We start from the raw sequence: 14,522 nt of genomic DNA on the forward strand, positions 1-14,522 counted from the left end.
CCTCCCCCTTGCCTTTCTTGCGCGGCCTCCCTCCCAATCGACCGTTCAGGCGGCTGGCCCGGCGTTTGGCCGGAGTGCTCTTGCTGCCGCCTTCCCGCCCCATCGCCTGAGCGATGTCGCGGGCTGAGATGGGTTCGCCGCAGTGGGGGCAGTTGAAGGGTTTCATCTTGTCTCGATTATAACCTAAACGCTTGGGAACTTCAAGCGCGACGACTGCAATAGGATTGGGGACGCGGGAACGGGCCTTTGCTGTTGCTGCGCGTTTGTGGGGATTCACGGGCTTTCACACCCGGAACGCATCCGTAATGCGTAGGTTGTAGGTTCGATTCCTATCGCCGGCTCCAGTCTTTTCAACATGCCGATGTGAAAAGGGCCAGCCTCACACAGGGGAGAAGCTGGCCCTAGACTCCGGACTCTCTTTTTGACTCTTAGTCGTCGCCATGCATTTCGTCGCTTAGCCGTTGGCTGACCCGCGCAACCACGCGCCGTCATCGGTTTCGACTTCCGTGGGAAAAGACCTTCCCCGAATGCAGCGATCCCCTTGACCACTCTTTTCAGGGTGGGCGAAAGGCTTTCACCCGACTGATTGTGCCATTCGGCCTGCCAAATGAATTGAGATTATTAGAAATCTCTTGCATCTTCTCTTTCAGAAAGACGATACTACGTTGGGTACGTGGCTTGAACCAATTCCGGCACCTCTGGATGTTCGCTGTGCGCGGGGTACTTGACGCCGCGAGTCTGGGGCTTTTCGAAGGAGAATTCCATGTCTAAGGCTGCAATACTAGGTGAGTTCATCAATGCTGCCAGTCTTTTGGCACAGGTGTTGAGCGGTGTTACAGGAGAGACCTTTCCTATTGGCGTTGAGATCGAGAACCGAACCCCGTATGATCTGGTCCTTACTCCCGGGTTCCCCTTCATGCCAAGCAGGAGCAACGCGGACAAACCGCAATGCGGCCAAACCGGCAACCCAAGCTTCTTGGCCGCCCCGCCAATCCGCATCTATGCCGCGTCCTCGAAAACATCGAAAGATGTTGCAGCCATCGGTGGACACGCGATAGGCTTGGACGGCAACGTCGGATCTATTTCTTACCAGGGCTACTACGGCAACTCCCCCATCTTTTCCTTTATGCTTGCTTGGTTCTTAGGGGGAGGGTTCCATCCGGGATTCGTTTTGCTAGCTGACGCAGACGGGACAAAATACGACAACCAAGGGGCGACCTATTTCAAGACAGGCGGGTATCTCGTCAATCACCCGCCCTGCTATCCGCCGGACCTGCCCGACATCTGGCAAACCACATCGTACGTACATTCCCTCCTGAAGGTGAAGGTGGGGAACAAATCAGAGTCGATCAGGTTGCAAGCCGTGCCAGGCGGAAATAATGACGGGTATCAATTGGTCCTTGAGGTTTCCCAGGTCGGTTACACGCCGCCAGACAACGAATAACGCGATGACGTATCCGCGATCCAATTCCATAGCGGCCCAATAGGAGGGGTGTCCACGAGTTTCTTCCTTTACCCCGAAAAGTACCGGCTGTATGCTTTTCCATGTCAAGCTGCCTTTGGGCTAGAGCCTCACCCCAATTCTTTGAACCGGTCAGTGCGCTAAGATTCAGCAAGGCGGTCTGTCACCCAATGGCGCGTGATGGATCATCTCTGATCCCTCGGGTTTGATATTCTCTCCGAGCGAGCATGCGTAGGTTGTAGGTTCGATTCCTATCGCCGGCTCCATCCCTCCAACGACCCGGCGGCTTTCGCTGCGGAGAGCCCAGCCTCCTGACTTGACACCCCTCGTCAGTCGCCTATCTCAGGGCAGTCGTAGAAGGCTTCGGCACAGGCTGTAACCACGATACGTTCGACAAATAACGAATTGTATTCGACGTAGTAGTTTCTGGCTCTGGCTGGGATGTCCGGTACCAGGCGGAAGTCGATTTTGACTCGGGCGACCCCCTCGCCGAATCCCTGGTCTTTCTTCCAGTGCTGGCGGATGTAGCCGTCGACCTCCTGGACCATGGAGTCTCTGAAGGTCTCCAAGCGCTCTCCCATGGGAGCCGAGAGTTGCTTGGTCGACCCTAATGTGTCGGACAAGAGGCGAACTCGCAACACCCTTCCGTCGCGATGAGAAATCTCGAAATGCATGGCACCCTCGATTCCAAGGCCGACCGCCATCTCAGGATAAGGAGGCATTGCGAACCCTTGGTCCGCCCGTGGCCACAGATCTCGAGGGGCGCCTGCCCCGAGAGCGACTGCAAACGCAAGGAGGCAGCCAGATAAAAGGAGCGCTACTGAATGCTTTCTGTTCATGTCTAGTTCTTAACCTTCTTAGGTAGACAGTTCTGCACGATATTAAGCGTATTGACAGCCGATGTATTCGGATCGATCCCCTCGCTGTCTTGATCTTCATAGATTCCGTCACGGTCGCTCGGTGGGCGATTTGTCGCCGGGGCCGGGCAAGGGTCGCTTTCGACCGCCAGAGTCTTCGCCCTTCACCAAAGCATCGAAGTCGTCGTAGGCATAGATGGTGGGGGCCTGGTTCTGCATCAGGCCTCCCGTGTCGGCTGTCGGGCCGTAGGTGCTGTGCAAGTCGCGTCCCAGCATCCTCAGCATGGCGAGTTGCTGGCCGCGGTGGTGGGCCGTATGGGCGATGCGCCTTACCATCACCCAGGCCCGCGAGCGCTCAACGTCGAAGAAGCTGGCGCTCTCTTCCCACCATCTCTCTTGCTTGACCGCCAGGGCGTCCCGGCGCCGGCCGGAGTCCTGGCGATAGCGGCGGATGAAGTCGAGGCGCTCCTCACGCTCGGGCAGAGGGGGTGCGCCGACGTCGATGCCCAGAATCTGAACGAACCAGAGGTTCTCGCTGACGCATTGATGCACCATCTGCTCAAGCACGCTGCGCCCCCGGCGATCCTCGGGGTGGGGGCGGAAGGCGAGGTCCTCATCGCCAAACATGCTCCACACGCTGAGCACTTTGAGGCGCTCGGTCTGATAGGTATCAACGAGAAAGCGATAGCGCATGTCTCCAGTCTACTCGCTAAGCTCGGCCTTCGGAAAGTTCACCAGGTGGCCAACAAGTTCACACACGAATCAAGTTTCAGCGACCGCGCTGAGGGCCTAATTGCTCTCGGCGGTATGAGCTGCTCGCTATTTCAGAACTTGCCCGTCTTTTCCTATCGATTTCGGGGCGCCGTCCTGGGTGACCTGGGCGCGGCCTTGTTTGAAGGAGGCGGCTTCGTCGAAAACAAACGGGATGGCTTCATCTCCACCGCGATCAATGTATCCCCATTTTCCTCCTGCCACCGACCAATGCTCGTGGTCAGCCTCTCTCACGCATCCTTTACAGGCTGCGGCCAGACCCTCCGAGAAGGGCCGGGCGAATTCGTAAAGGGGGTCGATGACGATGTTTCCGGACTGGTCGAAGAAGCCGAAGCGTCCGTCTCGCTGGAAGCGGGCCAGTCCTTCGGAGAAGGCATCCGGCGCGTTATCGAAGACAAAAGGCCGCACCACGACCTCGCCCTTTGTGTCGATATAAGCCCAGCCGGTCTCATCGACGACGGCCGCCAATCCCGACTCGGAAAACTCCTCGCCCAAGCGGAAGCGGGGTTCGATAACCACCTCCCCGGCCGAGTCGCGATACCCGTAACGCTCGCCCTCGGCTGTCGTCTCGGCGAAGAGCACCGGCTTCGCGGCTGGACTATGTGTGTGGGTGACATCCAATCCTCCAGAACGACATCCCGGCAGGCAGAAGATGAGAAGCAGACCGATTAAATTCCGCACTGAAATCCCCTTAGGCACAAGAACCTCCCCCGTTTCGTGGCTGCGGCTGCGCCTTAACGATTATATCCCCCAGGGCAAGAGGATCAGTGAAATGGCGGGTGCCACCGGCCTAATCAGCGGAAGAGTTGCCATTTAATGCGGGTGTAGGCGATCTGGAAGTTGTGGCGTTGGGCGTTGCGTTGGGAGGGGGTGCCGGGTTGGGCGCACATCATGGCCAGATCGCAGCCCTGCTCGGCGGCGAACTGCAGGCGGCTTTGCAGGAGAGCCAACTGGGCTCCGCGGCGGCGGGCGGCTGGGATGGTGCTGGCGCCGGCTAGAAGGGCCACCCCCTCGAAGAGACTGAGGGCGCCGGCGGCGATGGGGAAGCCTTCAAGCTCGGCCAGGAAACAGAAGGCGTCAGGACGCGCCATGTTGACCTTGCCCAATTCCAGGACCACCTCGGGAAGTCCCTCGTATTCGCTCCAGCCCTCTGCCGCGGTGGACGCCCAAAGGTCGGCCTCCTGGGGATCGGCGATGCGTACGCGGATGGCTTCGTCCCCTTGAAAGCGCAGCTCGACTCCGGGCGCAATGGGACGGTAAAGGACGCTGGTGAATTCGATAGGCCGGTATCCCCTTTGGCCCAGCAGGTGCAGGGCTGAGGGGTGGGCCAGGGGGCTCACTTCGTGGAAGACCGGGGCCTGGCGGCCGAGGAAAAAGTCCTCCAGTTGTTGAAGGTCGTCCGCTGCGACTTCCTGAAAGATGCCCAAGCCGAAGGTCTGCGTGAGAGGGGAACGGGGGCCGTCAAACAAAGCGTAGGTGCCGGCGATGCGTGTCCACTCGGCGCCGACTTCTGGTGAGATTTGGGCGCGGGCTTCTACAAACGAGCGGTTGCCTTCGCCTTCGGTCTTTTCCAGGCGGCGGGAAAGGTCGAGGTCGGCAAAAAGGTGCTTTGAAGAGCTGGTCATCGATTGGCTCCTTCCAAGAATCCTGATTATAGCGGGCAGCCTGATACCGGGCACCGCTCGGGGGCCTCACCGACTGGCCGTATTGAGGAATTTCCTGGATCGCCGCAAGGATGCGCCTCCCACCCGCCCTGGCGACCGCTCGGGGGCTTACCCGCAGGAGGGCTTCTAAGATTGGCCTCCCTCGATTGCCGGGGACGTTGGGCTTGTTGAAAGAAACGGGATGGGGGATACTGAGGATAGGACGACGGGACTTGCGAGAGCCGTCGTTGGCCGATACATCATCTATCCGAGGGAGAAGTAAATGCCCAAGGAGAAAGTGACTTGCCGTACTCCCAATCCTGGGAAAAAATCCACCAACATCGACCGCTGGAAGTTCGATGCCGTGCACAGCGCCATCCTGCAGGCGGTTCCCTCAGAAGAGCCAGGAATGTACTTCCGCGATCTGGCTAAAGAAGTCGCCAAGCGGCTGACCGCCCACGAAAAGAAGCGGCTCGGATCGCTTTCCTGGTTCACCACCACGGTCAAGCTTGAAATGGAGGTGCGGGGCGAGCTGCGGCGCCTGTCAAGGAGTCCTCAGCGACTGATACGCGCGATTTGAGGAGTGGCGCGGCCTGGGTCCGGGATCCCCGCAAGGATGCACCTTGGCTAGGCAACTTCCAGTTTCCAGCGGCCAACTCCCAAGCCGCGAATGTGGCTGCCAGGCCTGGGGCTGCAGCGGCGGCTTCCAGGCGTCAGGTCAGCAGGGCGGGTGGAGCAATGACCAGGCCCATCCGGCGGCGGTGGCGCCGAAGAGCGTGCTGTAGAGGTTGAGGGCTTCGTCGGAGTAGGGCAGGCGGGAGCGGAAGAGAGTGCCGCAGAGGCTCTCGTAGAACCCGGCGGCCACGGCGGCTACCCAGATGACGGGCAAGGCCGGCCAGGGGAGCCAGCCGCTGAAGACGGCCACCGATGCCACCAAGCCGGCCCCCATCCATCCGGCCAGGGTGCCTTCCAGGGAAACGGCGCCGGGAGTCCCCACGGGGACGGGCCGGAAGGTGACGGGATTGATGGGGCGGCGGCCCAGCCACTGTCCGATTTCTGTGGAGAGGGTGTCGAGAGCGGCCGTGGCCAAAGCGGCGGTAAAAGCGGCCCGCAGCAATTCCGGCGCGTCCACCCACAGGCTGATCAGCGCGGCCGCCAAAGCCACCGATCCATTGGCCAGCACGTTGGAAACGCCCCGCTCTCCCCGCTCTCCCTGGGCGATGGCCAGCTTGTGCTTGTGGGCGAATCCGAGGCGGGTGGCGATGCTGCCGGTGGCCACGAATGAAAGCAGCACCAGGAAGGCGGGACGTCCGGCGCCGGTGTAGATGAGCAGCGCCACCACACCGCCCATCACCGCCCCCCGCGTAGAGACCCAGCCCAGCACGCGGGCCAGCAGGGCAGCCCCTGCCGAGACCATCAGGATCTCGGCCCAGGGCGCGGCGGGCGACGGGAGGGGCGTGTCGATGGAGATGAGCAAGGGAAGCGTAGCGGCTCCGATCCATACGACCGCTATGTTGTCGTCGATTACTTCCGGCAGCGACTCGCCGATGGCGGCGGCCAGCGAAGTCAGCAGGCAGCAGGCCACAATGCGCGTGAGCGAAAAGGATGCCTCAGGGGGCAGATTCCACCACAGCAGCAGCGCGGCGGACAAGCCTCCCAGGAGCCAAAAGGCCAGCAGTCCCTGCCAGCTCTTGTCGGGATGGTAGGGCAGCTTGTGGCGTCCGATGCGGCGCCCGATGAAGTTGGAGGCGGCGTCGCCCACCGAGAGCAGGGCCCATACGGCGGCCGCCAGGTAGAGCCGTTCGCGGAAGATCAGCAGCAAGGCCAGGACTCCCAGGGCGTAGTAGAGCTTGCCGGGAGAGACGCGGCGCAGCGCTTCATCCTGGCGGGTGGTGATCCTGACCAGCAGCGGCGAGAAGAACAGTGCGTGCAGGATGGCGAGTCCGGCCAGGGAGAGGATGGCCCAGTAAGGCAGGTAGGGGAGGGTGAAGGCGAATCCGACGGGCAAGAGGTGTTCCAACTGTCGCAGGTCTTCTCGGCGATCGGACATGGAGGGAGTCTACCGCCTCATCTTTGCCGCATCCACTGCCAGGTGGTTTCCAGTCCCTGGGAGAGAGGACGCGGGGCGTAGCCGAGCTGATCGGCGGCCTTGGCAGAAGAGAACTGCCAGTCGTTGAGGAAGAAGTCGGCGGTGGCGGGCAGCACCAAGGGAGGGAAGCCCATCAGGCGCGAGGTCCAGTCCTCGAAGCGCGCGCCCAAACGGAAGGCCGGGTCGGGAAGGGGGAGCCGCAGCATGCGCCGTCCGCTGGCCTGGCGGAAGGCCTGCAAGAGTCCGCTCAGGGAGACGTCCTCGCCGCCCAGGATGAAGTCTTCGCCGGGAGGCGCCTGCAGGGCGGCCATGAGTCCCTTGGCCACGTCGTCCACGAAAACGAAGTTCCAGACGGGGCGTCCGCCGCGTTGCAGAGCCGCCACCCGCATGGAGGCCCAACGGCCCAGCAGGCGCACCATGATGTTGCCCTCGGTCATGGGTCCGGGACCGAAGATGACGGTGGGGAAGACGGTGTTGATGCGGATCTCGGACTTCCACTGGCCAGTGAGCTGATAGCCCCGATACTTGGTTTCGTCGTAGCCATGAAAAAAGCTCTGGCGCTGGGGCAAGCGGTCCTCGCGGTGGGGCTTGCCATGGCTGGGTCCGAAGATGGTGAAAGAGGAGACGTTGATGACCCGTTCGACCTTCTCGCTGCGGCAGACCTTGAAGACGTTCTCCAGCCCCTGCAGATTGGTCCGCTCGAATGGACCCGGCCGCGACTGCACCAGCGCCGCCAGATGAAAAACCACCTCGGCTTCGCGAAAAGCCTGACGCAGAGTATCGGGGCGGGCGATGTCATGTCCCCGGCTGCGCGAAACCACCTCTACCTGGTGACCCGCCTGGCCCAACAGGCGGACTAAGGCGCTCCCCAGAAAACCCGTCCCGCCGGTCACCACACATTTCATAGACAATCCTTGCACGAGACCTGGGAGCTAAGGCTGACCCGCCGCCGTGCTCACTTGCGAAGACGAGAACTGCCAGGGCCGACCGTCAATGCGCTCCGGGATATCGACGCCGAAGACCTGGTAGAGCGTTGGAGCCAGATCGATGATGGCCGTCTCCTGGTTCTCGATCACCCGGTTTGAAACCAGGAAACCGGCCGTTTCGAAGACGTCGGACGCGCAATGATCTCCGCTCCACTTCTTGAGGTTGGCCACGATGATGTTGGGGGGCACGGCTCCCAGCGCGGTCTGCCAGGAAGTACGGTACCCGGTGGCGAAGCTGAGCTGGATGTCCCCGGCGTGTTCCATGTTGTCGCCGGTGTAGATGTCCTTGTAGAAGTAGGCGTTGACCAGCACCTTCTCGTCAGTGTCGGGGTCGCGGTACTGCACGATATTTTGGCGGATCTCCTCGACCAGTTGATCGTATTCCCGGCCCGGTTCCACGATGCCCTTGCCTTCGCGCCCCTTGAGGTTGATGTAGATGTGACCCAGACCCAGCGAATAGGCCTTGGTGCGCTCCCAGTCGACGTTGGGGAAGAAGCTGCCGCCGCTGAACATGTGGTCAAGCTTCTTGACTTCCTCCTCTTCGTCCTGGCCTTTGAGGAACATATAGCCGTTGCGCACCAGCCAGGTGTTGGTGTTGAACTCCTTGCGCCAGGTGTGGAAGCCGTGGTCGGAGACCACCAGCAGGTGGTCCTGGGCGTCCAGCCGCTCTACCACCTTGCCGATCACTTCATCCATGCGCTGATAGACGCGCTTGATGGCGTCGCCGTACTCGGCGGCCAACTCGGCTTCGTATCGGGGGTGCTGCTCGTCCATCAGCCGGTAGAACATGTGAGAGACGGAATCCGTGGCGGTAAAAACCGCCGTGTAGAGAGAGGACTCGCCGCCGTCGATGGCGTCGAGCAACATGGTTTCCAAGGAGTCCATATTGCGGAACAGGTCTTCCAAGAAAATACCCTCGTCGATCTGCTCTTCGTTGAGTCCCCAGGTTTCGTGAATCCAGCCCAGCGTCTTGAACTCGCCGTAGAGGTCGTAGAGTTCCTGGGAGAAGGCGGGAGGTTCGGTGATGGCCACGGGCGGGTCGGCGGGATGGAGGCTGATGGGCATCAGGTAGAGGCGCACCTCGGGGAAGGTCTCCAAGACCTGAAAGCGGCTCAGTCCTTTGACGTCCACGAAGGGTCCGATCTCGTAGGTGAACTCGAACCAGCCGCTCCATGCGCCCTCTTCTACCGTTTCCTGGCGGCCCTGCAGGCTGATTTCGACGGCAGTCGCGTCGGCATTGCGCTGAACGGTCAGGGGAACCGTCATCCGATCGGCCGTCCCCGGCTTCTGGCGCGGATCGAAGGGGCCCTGGATGCTGGCGTGGAAGAGATCGTCCACCTCTTCATCCATCTCCAGCAGCACCTGCTTGCCGCCGAACTCGGTGTTGGCGTTCTCGCTCAAGTCCCACATGGAGAGGTCGGTGGCCAAGTAGTGGTAAGTGCCCCAGGTGCCCAGCAGATCGGGAACGCCCAGACCCGAGTAGGTCCTTCCGTAGGTCATCTCGGTGGCCGGCATTTCAACCGGTATGCGCAGATTGTGAGTCTTGAAGCCCGCCCGATCCAGGTGCTTCCAGAAAGGTTCGCCCCGGCGATTGTTGATGATCACCGGCGCCTTGTAGGGAATGGCTCCAAAGAGAAACTCGGGCGGCTCGCGCTTGACCAATCCGATGTCGGGCAGATAATTCTCGGCGTCGCGGCGCAAGAAGTCGAAGATGCCGTGCTTTCCCGGGTTGGTGCCGGTGGCGAAACTGGCCCAGGCCACCGGCGACTCGGGCGGATTGGTGGTCCCCAGAGGACGCAAGGTCCCGCTCTCGGAGAGGGCCCGGATGTTGGGCAGATCATCCAGCCACTGATTCACCAGATCAGGGTCGACCCCATCAAATCCCAGCACCACAACCTTGAAGTCGGTCTGGTTGGCCGGGGGCGTGAAGTCGAGGAAAAACCAAGCCGTGACGGCCAACAGCACAACGATTGCGATCAGCGCGATTTTTTTCATGAAGTCAGTATTATAGCGTTTTCTCCACCCGGTTCACCGGCCCCTTTTTCTCGCCCGATTGCCTGACCCGGGCGCAGTCTTCCGTCTCTTGGTGAATTGACACGATTTTCATCCGCCGGAGATAATGTCGAGTGGAATGGCCAAAGGAGATCTCAACATCATCGTCAAGCCTGCCGGGGACGGGCCGGCCCGCAAGATCGTCTTGCCACGCCGCCTGGTCCGCTTGGCGGCGGTGGGCATGATCGCTTTTGTGGCCGTCTTGACCTTGACCGCGCTGCATTATTTCTCGATGTGGAAGCATTCCGAGGTGCACTCCGAAGTGGGCCCTCAAGTCGAGCGGCTCCGCCACGAGAACGCTTCCTTTCGCCACGAGGCGAGACGCCTGACTGACCAGTTCGCCTTTCTGGAGACCAACGCCAAGAAGCTCGAGATCATGGCCAACGTCGTGCAGCAGACTCTGAGCGCCTCGGGCGCCGAGAATACGGTCAAGCTGGCTCTGGATCTGGAAAGCCGCCGCAACGTCAAACGGCATCTGAACGCCTTTGACCGTCGGCGAATCAACCTGACGACCGAGTTTCAATGGCTGCGTGAGAAATATGCCGACCGGCCGCTGCTGCTTTCCACTGCGCCTTCCATTTGGCCGGCTCAAGGATATCTGGCGGACGTCTTCGGCTGGCGCGACGATCCATTCAGCCAATCCAGGGAATTCCACGGCGGCGTCGACATTTCGGGTCCCCAGGGCACGGCAGTGGTGGCCACCGCCGACGGGCAGGTACTGCGCACGGATTTTACTTCCGACTACGGACGCCTGATCATCATCGACCATCGCTTCGGCCTCAGCACCCGCTACGCTCACCTCTCGCAAATCCTGGTGGAGGAAGGAGCGCGGGTCAAGCGGGGCGATGTGATCGGCTACGTCGGATTGTCGGGACGGGCCACGGGACCTCACGTCCACTACGAGGTGCGTCTCTACGGCCAGCCCATCGACCCGCTTCCCTTCTTCCAAGACTAGGGCCACTACTAGGTGGCCAACAAGTTCACACAGGGGTCAAGTTTCAGCGACCGCGGTGAAGGCCGAATTACTCCCGGCGGTATGAGGTCGCTCGCTACCCCTCGGGCCTCCCGGACCAGGAGAGCAGCACCCTCGACGTCAGGGTGAGCAGCCACAGCGGTGCACATGCGGCCAAAGCTCTGAGCCTGGAGGCGTGCGGGTCTGTCATGGCGACAGCGGCAGTGATGAAGCAAAGATAGGCGATCTCGAAGGGATTCAGATTATGGAGGATGAGCAGGGCCAGCTCATCCTGCGGCGCCCACAACAGGTCGAGCCCCAGCGGCGGCTGCAGATCGGAGGGCCGGCGAACAGAACCGACGCCTTTGAGCATGAGGATGAGGAGAACCTGAGCCGTCTGCAGCAGCGGCAGAAAAGAAGCGTGGGCGATGATCGAGAACGACTGTCGCAGGGTCGTCGCCACCCCCGCAAGTTGGCACGAGAGGGCCAGCATGAGGCCCAGCAAAGCCCACTTGACGATCATGAGGATGGGATAGAAGAGCAGAGCCAGCATCTGGACCCGGCTCATCAGCCGCAATGTCTGCTCCAATTCGGCGCTTCCCGGCTGGTGGCGCAGCGAGCCCAGGGCCGCCTGCTCGAGGTAAGGCAGAAGGGCCCATTGCAGAACCACTCCCAAGACCGTGACCGACAACAGGGCAACAGCCATAGGAGCCCGCAGACTGAGTTTCTTCAGGGCCGCAGAGGGCGAGCGGAAGAAGCCGAGGATGAGCTTGGCTTGGTCGAGCAGTCCTAAGGGCCGGTTATTGCGCCGGTTCAAAGCCGCCTCCCTTCCTCCAACCTGCCTGGTGTTGCTCGAGCAATTGGCGATACAGGTCGTCCAGACTGGCGTCGCCTCCGGCGTGAAGAGCCAGCCGCAGGTCCTGAGGCCGTCCGTCGAAGAGGATGTTTCCCCGGTTGAGAATCGCCAGCCGGCATGTCAGCGACTCGGCCAGACGCAAGTCGTGAGTGGCGATCAGGGCCGCGCCTCCTTGGCCTACCAGATCGGTCAGAAGCTGCACCAGCAACCGCCGCGAGGAGTCGTCCAAAGCCGTATCGGGTTCATCGTAGACAAGCAGAGAAGGCGAATGGACCCGGGTCGAGACCAGGGCGGCCTTCTGATATTCGCCCCGTGAGAGCGTCTCGGGAAAAGACTCGGCCGCCGGCTGCAAGCCGAAGCGGGCCAGTTCCTGGTCGACGAAGCGGTCGATTTCGCTCCCGCGGCCCTTGTAGATTTGGGCGACGAAGACAAGGTGTTCTCGTATCTTGAGGTGGGGATAGAGCTGAGGATTCTGAGGCAGGAATCCCACCTGACTCCATTGAAGCTGGATGGCCGGATCGTCATGACTGACGCCGTTGATGAGAATGCGGCCGCAGTCGCGGCGGCGCAGCCCCATCAGGCAATGCAGCAAGGTGGTTTTGCCGGCTCCGTTGGGGCCGACCAGGCAGCAGATCTCGCCTTGCCGGACGGCCAAGGTCACGTCGCGAAGCAAGGAGCGTCCTCCCATCTCCTTGCCCAAGGCCTGGATCTCGATACGGGTAGAAGCACTCATGCCGGGGCCTCCTCTCGACCGACCAGCCTGCGCCATGACATCCAGCAGGCCACCAACAACAAGGCCGTCAGTCCCGTCAGCGGCAAGCGCATGGGCGGGGGAAGAATGAGCCAGGAAACGACGGCCCAAAAGAGCACGGAGGCAAAGGGCGAAGTGGAAGGCGGCAACAGTGTTGCGGCCTGCAGGGCAGGAGGCTTGGCGTGAAAGAGCCACCCCATCAGGTAGGCCAGCAGAGACAAGGGGGCGACGTGGGCCAGCAGGGGATTCAGGAAGGGCCGAGATGGCACATCCGCGGCCCAGGCTGCGGTCAGCAGGACCAGGGTTGAAAGCAGCGTGTGGATGGTGGGCCAGAGCAGCCAGGCCAGCGCTTTGCAGAAAAAGAGACGGCGCAGGCTCAGCCAGGGCTTGAGCAGCTTGGCCACCGCCATCTCGTCTTTCCAAAGGGAAAGACCCGGCGCGGCGATAGCCGCCGCCACCAGCAGGCCGCAGGCGTGCATCCACGTCTCGAGCTGGGAGGGAAGGAGTCGGCTGATCAGCAGCAAAAGAGTCAAGGCCGAGAGGGAAGGCGCGGTCAAGCTGAAGAAGAAACGGCGGTAAGAGCGCATCACCGGCGCCAGCAGGTCTTTGAAGACCAGATGGCCGATCAGCCTTCTCCGGCCGGCCATCTTCAGGCCGGCCCTCCGAAGCCTCCACAGCGCCAAGGGCGGGCCGCCGGGGGAGTCCCCTCCGGCCTGGGGCCATAGGGCCCGTCCCGCTCGGGGGGCGGAACCGGCTAAGAACACCGACGACAACAAGGTCATCCCACCCAGGAGTGAGAATACGCCGGCCGACGTTTGGGTGAGTTCCCGCTGGAATCCGTAGAGGGCCTGGAAGGGCATCCACAGTCCGAAGCCATATCGGGGGCAGGAGCCGCCCAACTGCCCAAGGGCCATGGGCTGATGCCGCAGCATCCAGTCGCCTCCCCAGGAAAGGAGAAAAGCGCCGCAGGCCAACACGGCCAGCCCGGCGCCTCTCAAGAAGCCGAGATCAGCGACGGATCTGCTGCGAGTCAGGTAAAGCCGCAGCGCCGCCGCCGCCAGTACGCTGACGACAAAGGCCTGCAGGGTCCAAGCCGTGGCGAAGACCAGGGCGGAAGGGATGATGCCGGCCTGGGGGACAAAGAACAGGGGACCTTGAAAGGCCCACAGGAGGGCCAAGGCGAAGAGCATGGAGGCGCCGGTCACCGAGAAGGTAAGGCGGTGGACGAGCAGGGACTTCCAACTGGCCGGATGAGATCGCAGAGGGGCATCCTGACGCTCCTCGACCAGCTTGCTCAAGAGCAGGACGGCCAGGCCGACCTGGGTCAGCCCCGCCCACAGGGTGCTCCAGCGCAGCAGACCCAGACGCACGGCCTCGGGGGGCCAGGGTGCGGCAGCCTTGTGCTGGATGAGCGCGTAGGCAGCGGGAAGGGAGAGCAACCAAGCCAGCAGACAGATCTTGAAGAGGGGGCGGCGTCCTTCGCTGCGGATCAGAGCGCGCAGCCAAAGACGCATCTTCCAGCGGCACAAGGTCATCAACATCAGGGGTTCCTTTCTGGTAAGTCGAACGGGGCCGTCCCGCAAGCAGCGGTCGGCCTCGCCGCAGACGAGCCGGGAAGTCTGCCAAGGTTGAGAATGAGCGGCTCGCAGGCAGCGGCGCCAAACGCCTCGGCGAGGCGGCCCCGCCAGTTTGGAATTGGCTCTTGAAGCTACAGCGCAGCCGCCGCCACGCAGGCCGCCGCCGCTTTAGGGGCGATTAGCACGGCCAACAGACCGGCGGTGCCTCCGCTGGCCGCCATGGCGGCTCCTAAGAGCATGGCCGAGGCGAAGACGCACAGCTTGTTGACATCGTCGTCCCCGAAGAGTCCGCCCAGGCATTGAGCCGGAGGGGCGGGCGACAGGGGAGCGGCCGAGGCCGTCGCATAAAGCGTGCAGAGACTCGCGATCAGCAGCAGCGCTGCCCAAAGCTTCCATCGATTCATGTTCGTCTTCCTTTCTGGATAAGCCTCCCTGAGCAAGCATCCTCTCAGCCGGCAGAGCGCAATGAAGCGGACTCGGCGGCCGGAGGCGCCACGACGGGGAAAGCCGACGTGCTCCGGCCGCC

General features: G+C 62.0%; 14 protein-coding genes. 3 read left to right on the top strand and 11 right to left on the bottom strand.

Going from position 1 to position 14,522, the window contains the following annotated elements; genetic code table 11:
* Nucleotides 1-763 precede the first annotated feature (763 nt).
* Nucleotides 764-1,444 (top strand): hypothetical protein, encoded by a 681-nt coding sequence (locus VLU25_06965; protein HSR67665.1) that lies wholly within the window; start codon nt 764-766, stop codon nt 1,442-1,444.
* Between the two features lie 347 nt (nt 1,445-1,791).
* On the opposite strand, the gene VLU25_06970 is transcribed toward VLU25_06965, so the two are convergent.
* The 4 genes from VLU25_06970 to VLU25_06985 all read right to left on the bottom strand — a co-directional run bounded on the left by VLU25_06970 (nt 1,792) and on the right by VLU25_06985 (nt 4,715).
* The gene (locus VLU25_06970; protein HSR67666.1) at nt 1,792-2,184 is read right to left on the bottom strand and encodes a hypothetical protein; all 393 of its coding nucleotides are present in this window, start codon (nt 2,182-2,184) and stop codon (nt 1,792-1,794) included.
* A 225-nt stretch (nt 2,185-2,409) separates the two neighbouring features.
* A complete protein-coding gene (locus VLU25_06975; GenBank protein HSR67667.1) occupies nt 2,410-3,012 on the bottom strand; it encodes a DinB family protein in 603 nt (200 codons plus the stop codon).
* 126 nt (nt 3,013-3,138) lie between these two features.
* Nucleotides 3,139-3,672: a WG repeat-containing protein gene (locus VLU25_06980; protein HSR67668.1), complete on the bottom strand. Its 534-nt coding sequence runs from the start codon at nt 3,670-3,672 to the stop codon at nt 3,139-3,141.
* A gap of 212 nt (nt 3,673-3,884) precedes the next feature.
* On the bottom strand, nt 3,885-4,715 hold the full coding sequence (locus VLU25_06985) for a GNAT family N-acetyltransferase (protein HSR67669.1): 831 nt from the start codon (nt 4,713-4,715) through the stop codon (nt 3,885-3,887).
* A 301-nt stretch (nt 4,716-5,016) separates the two neighbouring features.
* Here VLU25_06985 and VLU25_06990 point away from each other — a divergent pair, with 301 nt between their 5' ends.
* Entirely contained in the window at nt 5,017-5,313 is a 297-nt protein-coding gene (locus VLU25_06990; GenBank protein ID HSR67670.1) for a hypothetical protein, read from the top strand.
* 138 nt (nt 5,314-5,451) lie between these two features.
* Here VLU25_06990 and VLU25_06995 read toward each other — a convergent pair whose 3' ends face one another.
* Genes VLU25_06995 through VLU25_07005 form a run of 3 tightly spaced genes read right to left on the bottom strand, consistent with a single transcriptional unit; the run spans nt 5,452 to nt 9,803 of the window.
* Nucleotides 5,452-6,783 carry a DUF92 domain-containing protein gene (locus VLU25_06995; GenBank protein ID HSR67671.1) on the bottom strand — a complete coding sequence of 444 codons (1,332 nt, stop codon included), beginning with the start codon at nt 6,781-6,783 and terminating at the stop codon, nt 5,452-5,454.
* A gap of 17 nt (nt 6,784-6,800) precedes the next feature.
* Nucleotides 6,801-7,727, bottom strand: coding sequence for an NAD-dependent epimerase/dehydratase family protein (locus VLU25_07000; GenBank protein HSR67672.1), 927 nt, complete (start codon nt 7,725-7,727; stop codon nt 6,801-6,803).
* Nucleotides 7,728-7,754: 27 nt separating this feature from the next.
* Entirely contained in the window at nt 7,755-9,803 is a 2,049-nt protein-coding gene (locus tag VLU25_07005) for an alkaline phosphatase family protein (GenBank protein ID HSR67673.1), read from the bottom strand.
* 136 nt (nt 9,804-9,939) lie between these two features.
* Between VLU25_07005 and VLU25_07010 the strand changes: the two genes are divergently transcribed.
* Nucleotides 9,940-10,815, top strand: a complete 876-nt coding sequence (locus tag VLU25_07010) for a M23 family metallopeptidase (protein ID HSR67674.1) — start codon at nt 9,940-9,942, stop codon at nt 10,813-10,815.
* 94 nt (nt 10,816-10,909) lie between these two features.
* On the opposite strand, the gene VLU25_07015 is transcribed toward VLU25_07010, so the two are convergent.
* From VLU25_07015 to VLU25_07030, 4 genes are all read right to left on the bottom strand, one after another.
* Nucleotides 10,910-11,629: a hypothetical protein gene (locus VLU25_07015; protein HSR67675.1), complete on the bottom strand. Its 720-nt coding sequence runs from the start codon at nt 11,627-11,629 to the stop codon at nt 10,910-10,912.
* The gene (locus tag VLU25_07020; protein ID HSR67676.1) at nt 11,613-12,401 is read right to left on the bottom strand and encodes an ABC transporter ATP-binding protein; all 789 of its coding nucleotides are present in this window, start codon (nt 12,399-12,401) and stop codon (nt 11,613-11,615) included. Before VLU25_07020 ends, VLU25_07015 begins: the two co-directional genes overlap by 17 nt.
* Nucleotides 12,398-13,960: a hypothetical protein gene (locus VLU25_07025; protein HSR67677.1), complete on the bottom strand. Its 1,563-nt coding sequence runs from the start codon at nt 13,958-13,960 to the stop codon at nt 12,398-12,400. Before VLU25_07025 ends, VLU25_07020 begins: the two co-directional genes overlap by 4 nt.
* A gap of 167 nt (nt 13,961-14,127) precedes the next feature.
* Entirely contained in the window at nt 14,128-14,400 is a 273-nt protein-coding gene (locus VLU25_07030) for a hypothetical protein (GenBank protein ID HSR67678.1), read from the bottom strand.
* Between the last annotated feature and the right edge of the window lie 122 nt (nt 14,401-14,522).

Source organism: Acidobacteriota bacterium (genome assembly GCA_035471785.1).
Classification (GTDB): domain Bacteria; phylum Acidobacteriota; class UBA6911; order RPQK01; family DATIPO01; genus JANQFM01.

Excerpts from the sequence above, each read along its gene's own strand:
- VLU25_06985 (HSR67669.1), bottom strand. The coding sequence starts at position 4,715 with ATGACCAGCTCTTCAAAGCACCTTTTTGCCGACCTCGACCTTTCCCGC.
- VLU25_07000 (HSR67672.1), bottom strand. The coding sequence starts at position 7,727 with ATGAAATGTGTGGTGACCGGCGGGACGGGTTTTCTGGGGAGCGCCTTA.
- VLU25_06975 (HSR67667.1), bottom strand. The coding sequence starts at position 3,012 with ATGCGCTATCGCTTTCTCGTTGATACCTATCAGACCGAGCGCCTCAAA.
- VLU25_06995 (HSR67671.1), bottom strand. The coding sequence starts at position 6,783 with ATGTCCGATCGCCGAGAAGACCTGCGACAGTTGGAACACCTCTTGCCC.
- VLU25_07020 (HSR67676.1), bottom strand. The coding sequence starts at position 12,401 with ATGAGTGCTTCTACCCGTATCGAGATCCAGGCCTTGGGCAAGGAGATG.
- VLU25_06990 (HSR67670.1), top strand. The coding sequence starts at position 5,017 with ATGCCCAAGGAGAAAGTGACTTGCCGTACTCCCAATCCTGGGAAAAAA.
- VLU25_07005 (HSR67673.1), bottom strand. The coding sequence starts at position 9,803 with ATGAAAAAAATCGCGCTGATCGCAATCGTTGTGCTGTTGGCCGTCACG.
- VLU25_06970 (HSR67666.1), bottom strand. The coding sequence starts at position 2,184 with ATGCCTCCTTATCCTGAGATGGCGGTCGGCCTTGGAATCGAGGGTGCC.
- VLU25_07010 (HSR67674.1), top strand. The coding sequence starts at position 9,940 with ATGGCCAAAGGAGATCTCAACATCATCGTCAAGCCTGCCGGGGACGGG.
- VLU25_07025 (HSR67677.1), bottom strand. The coding sequence starts at position 13,960 with ATGTTGATGACCTTGTGCCGCTGGAAGATGCGTCTTTGGCTGCGCGCT.
- VLU25_07030 (HSR67678.1), bottom strand. The coding sequence starts at position 14,400 with ATGAATCGATGGAAGCTTTGGGCAGCGCTGCTGCTGATCGCGAGTCTC.
- VLU25_06965 (HSR67665.1), top strand. The coding sequence starts at position 764 with ATGTCTAAGGCTGCAATACTAGGTGAGTTCATCAATGCTGCCAGTCTT.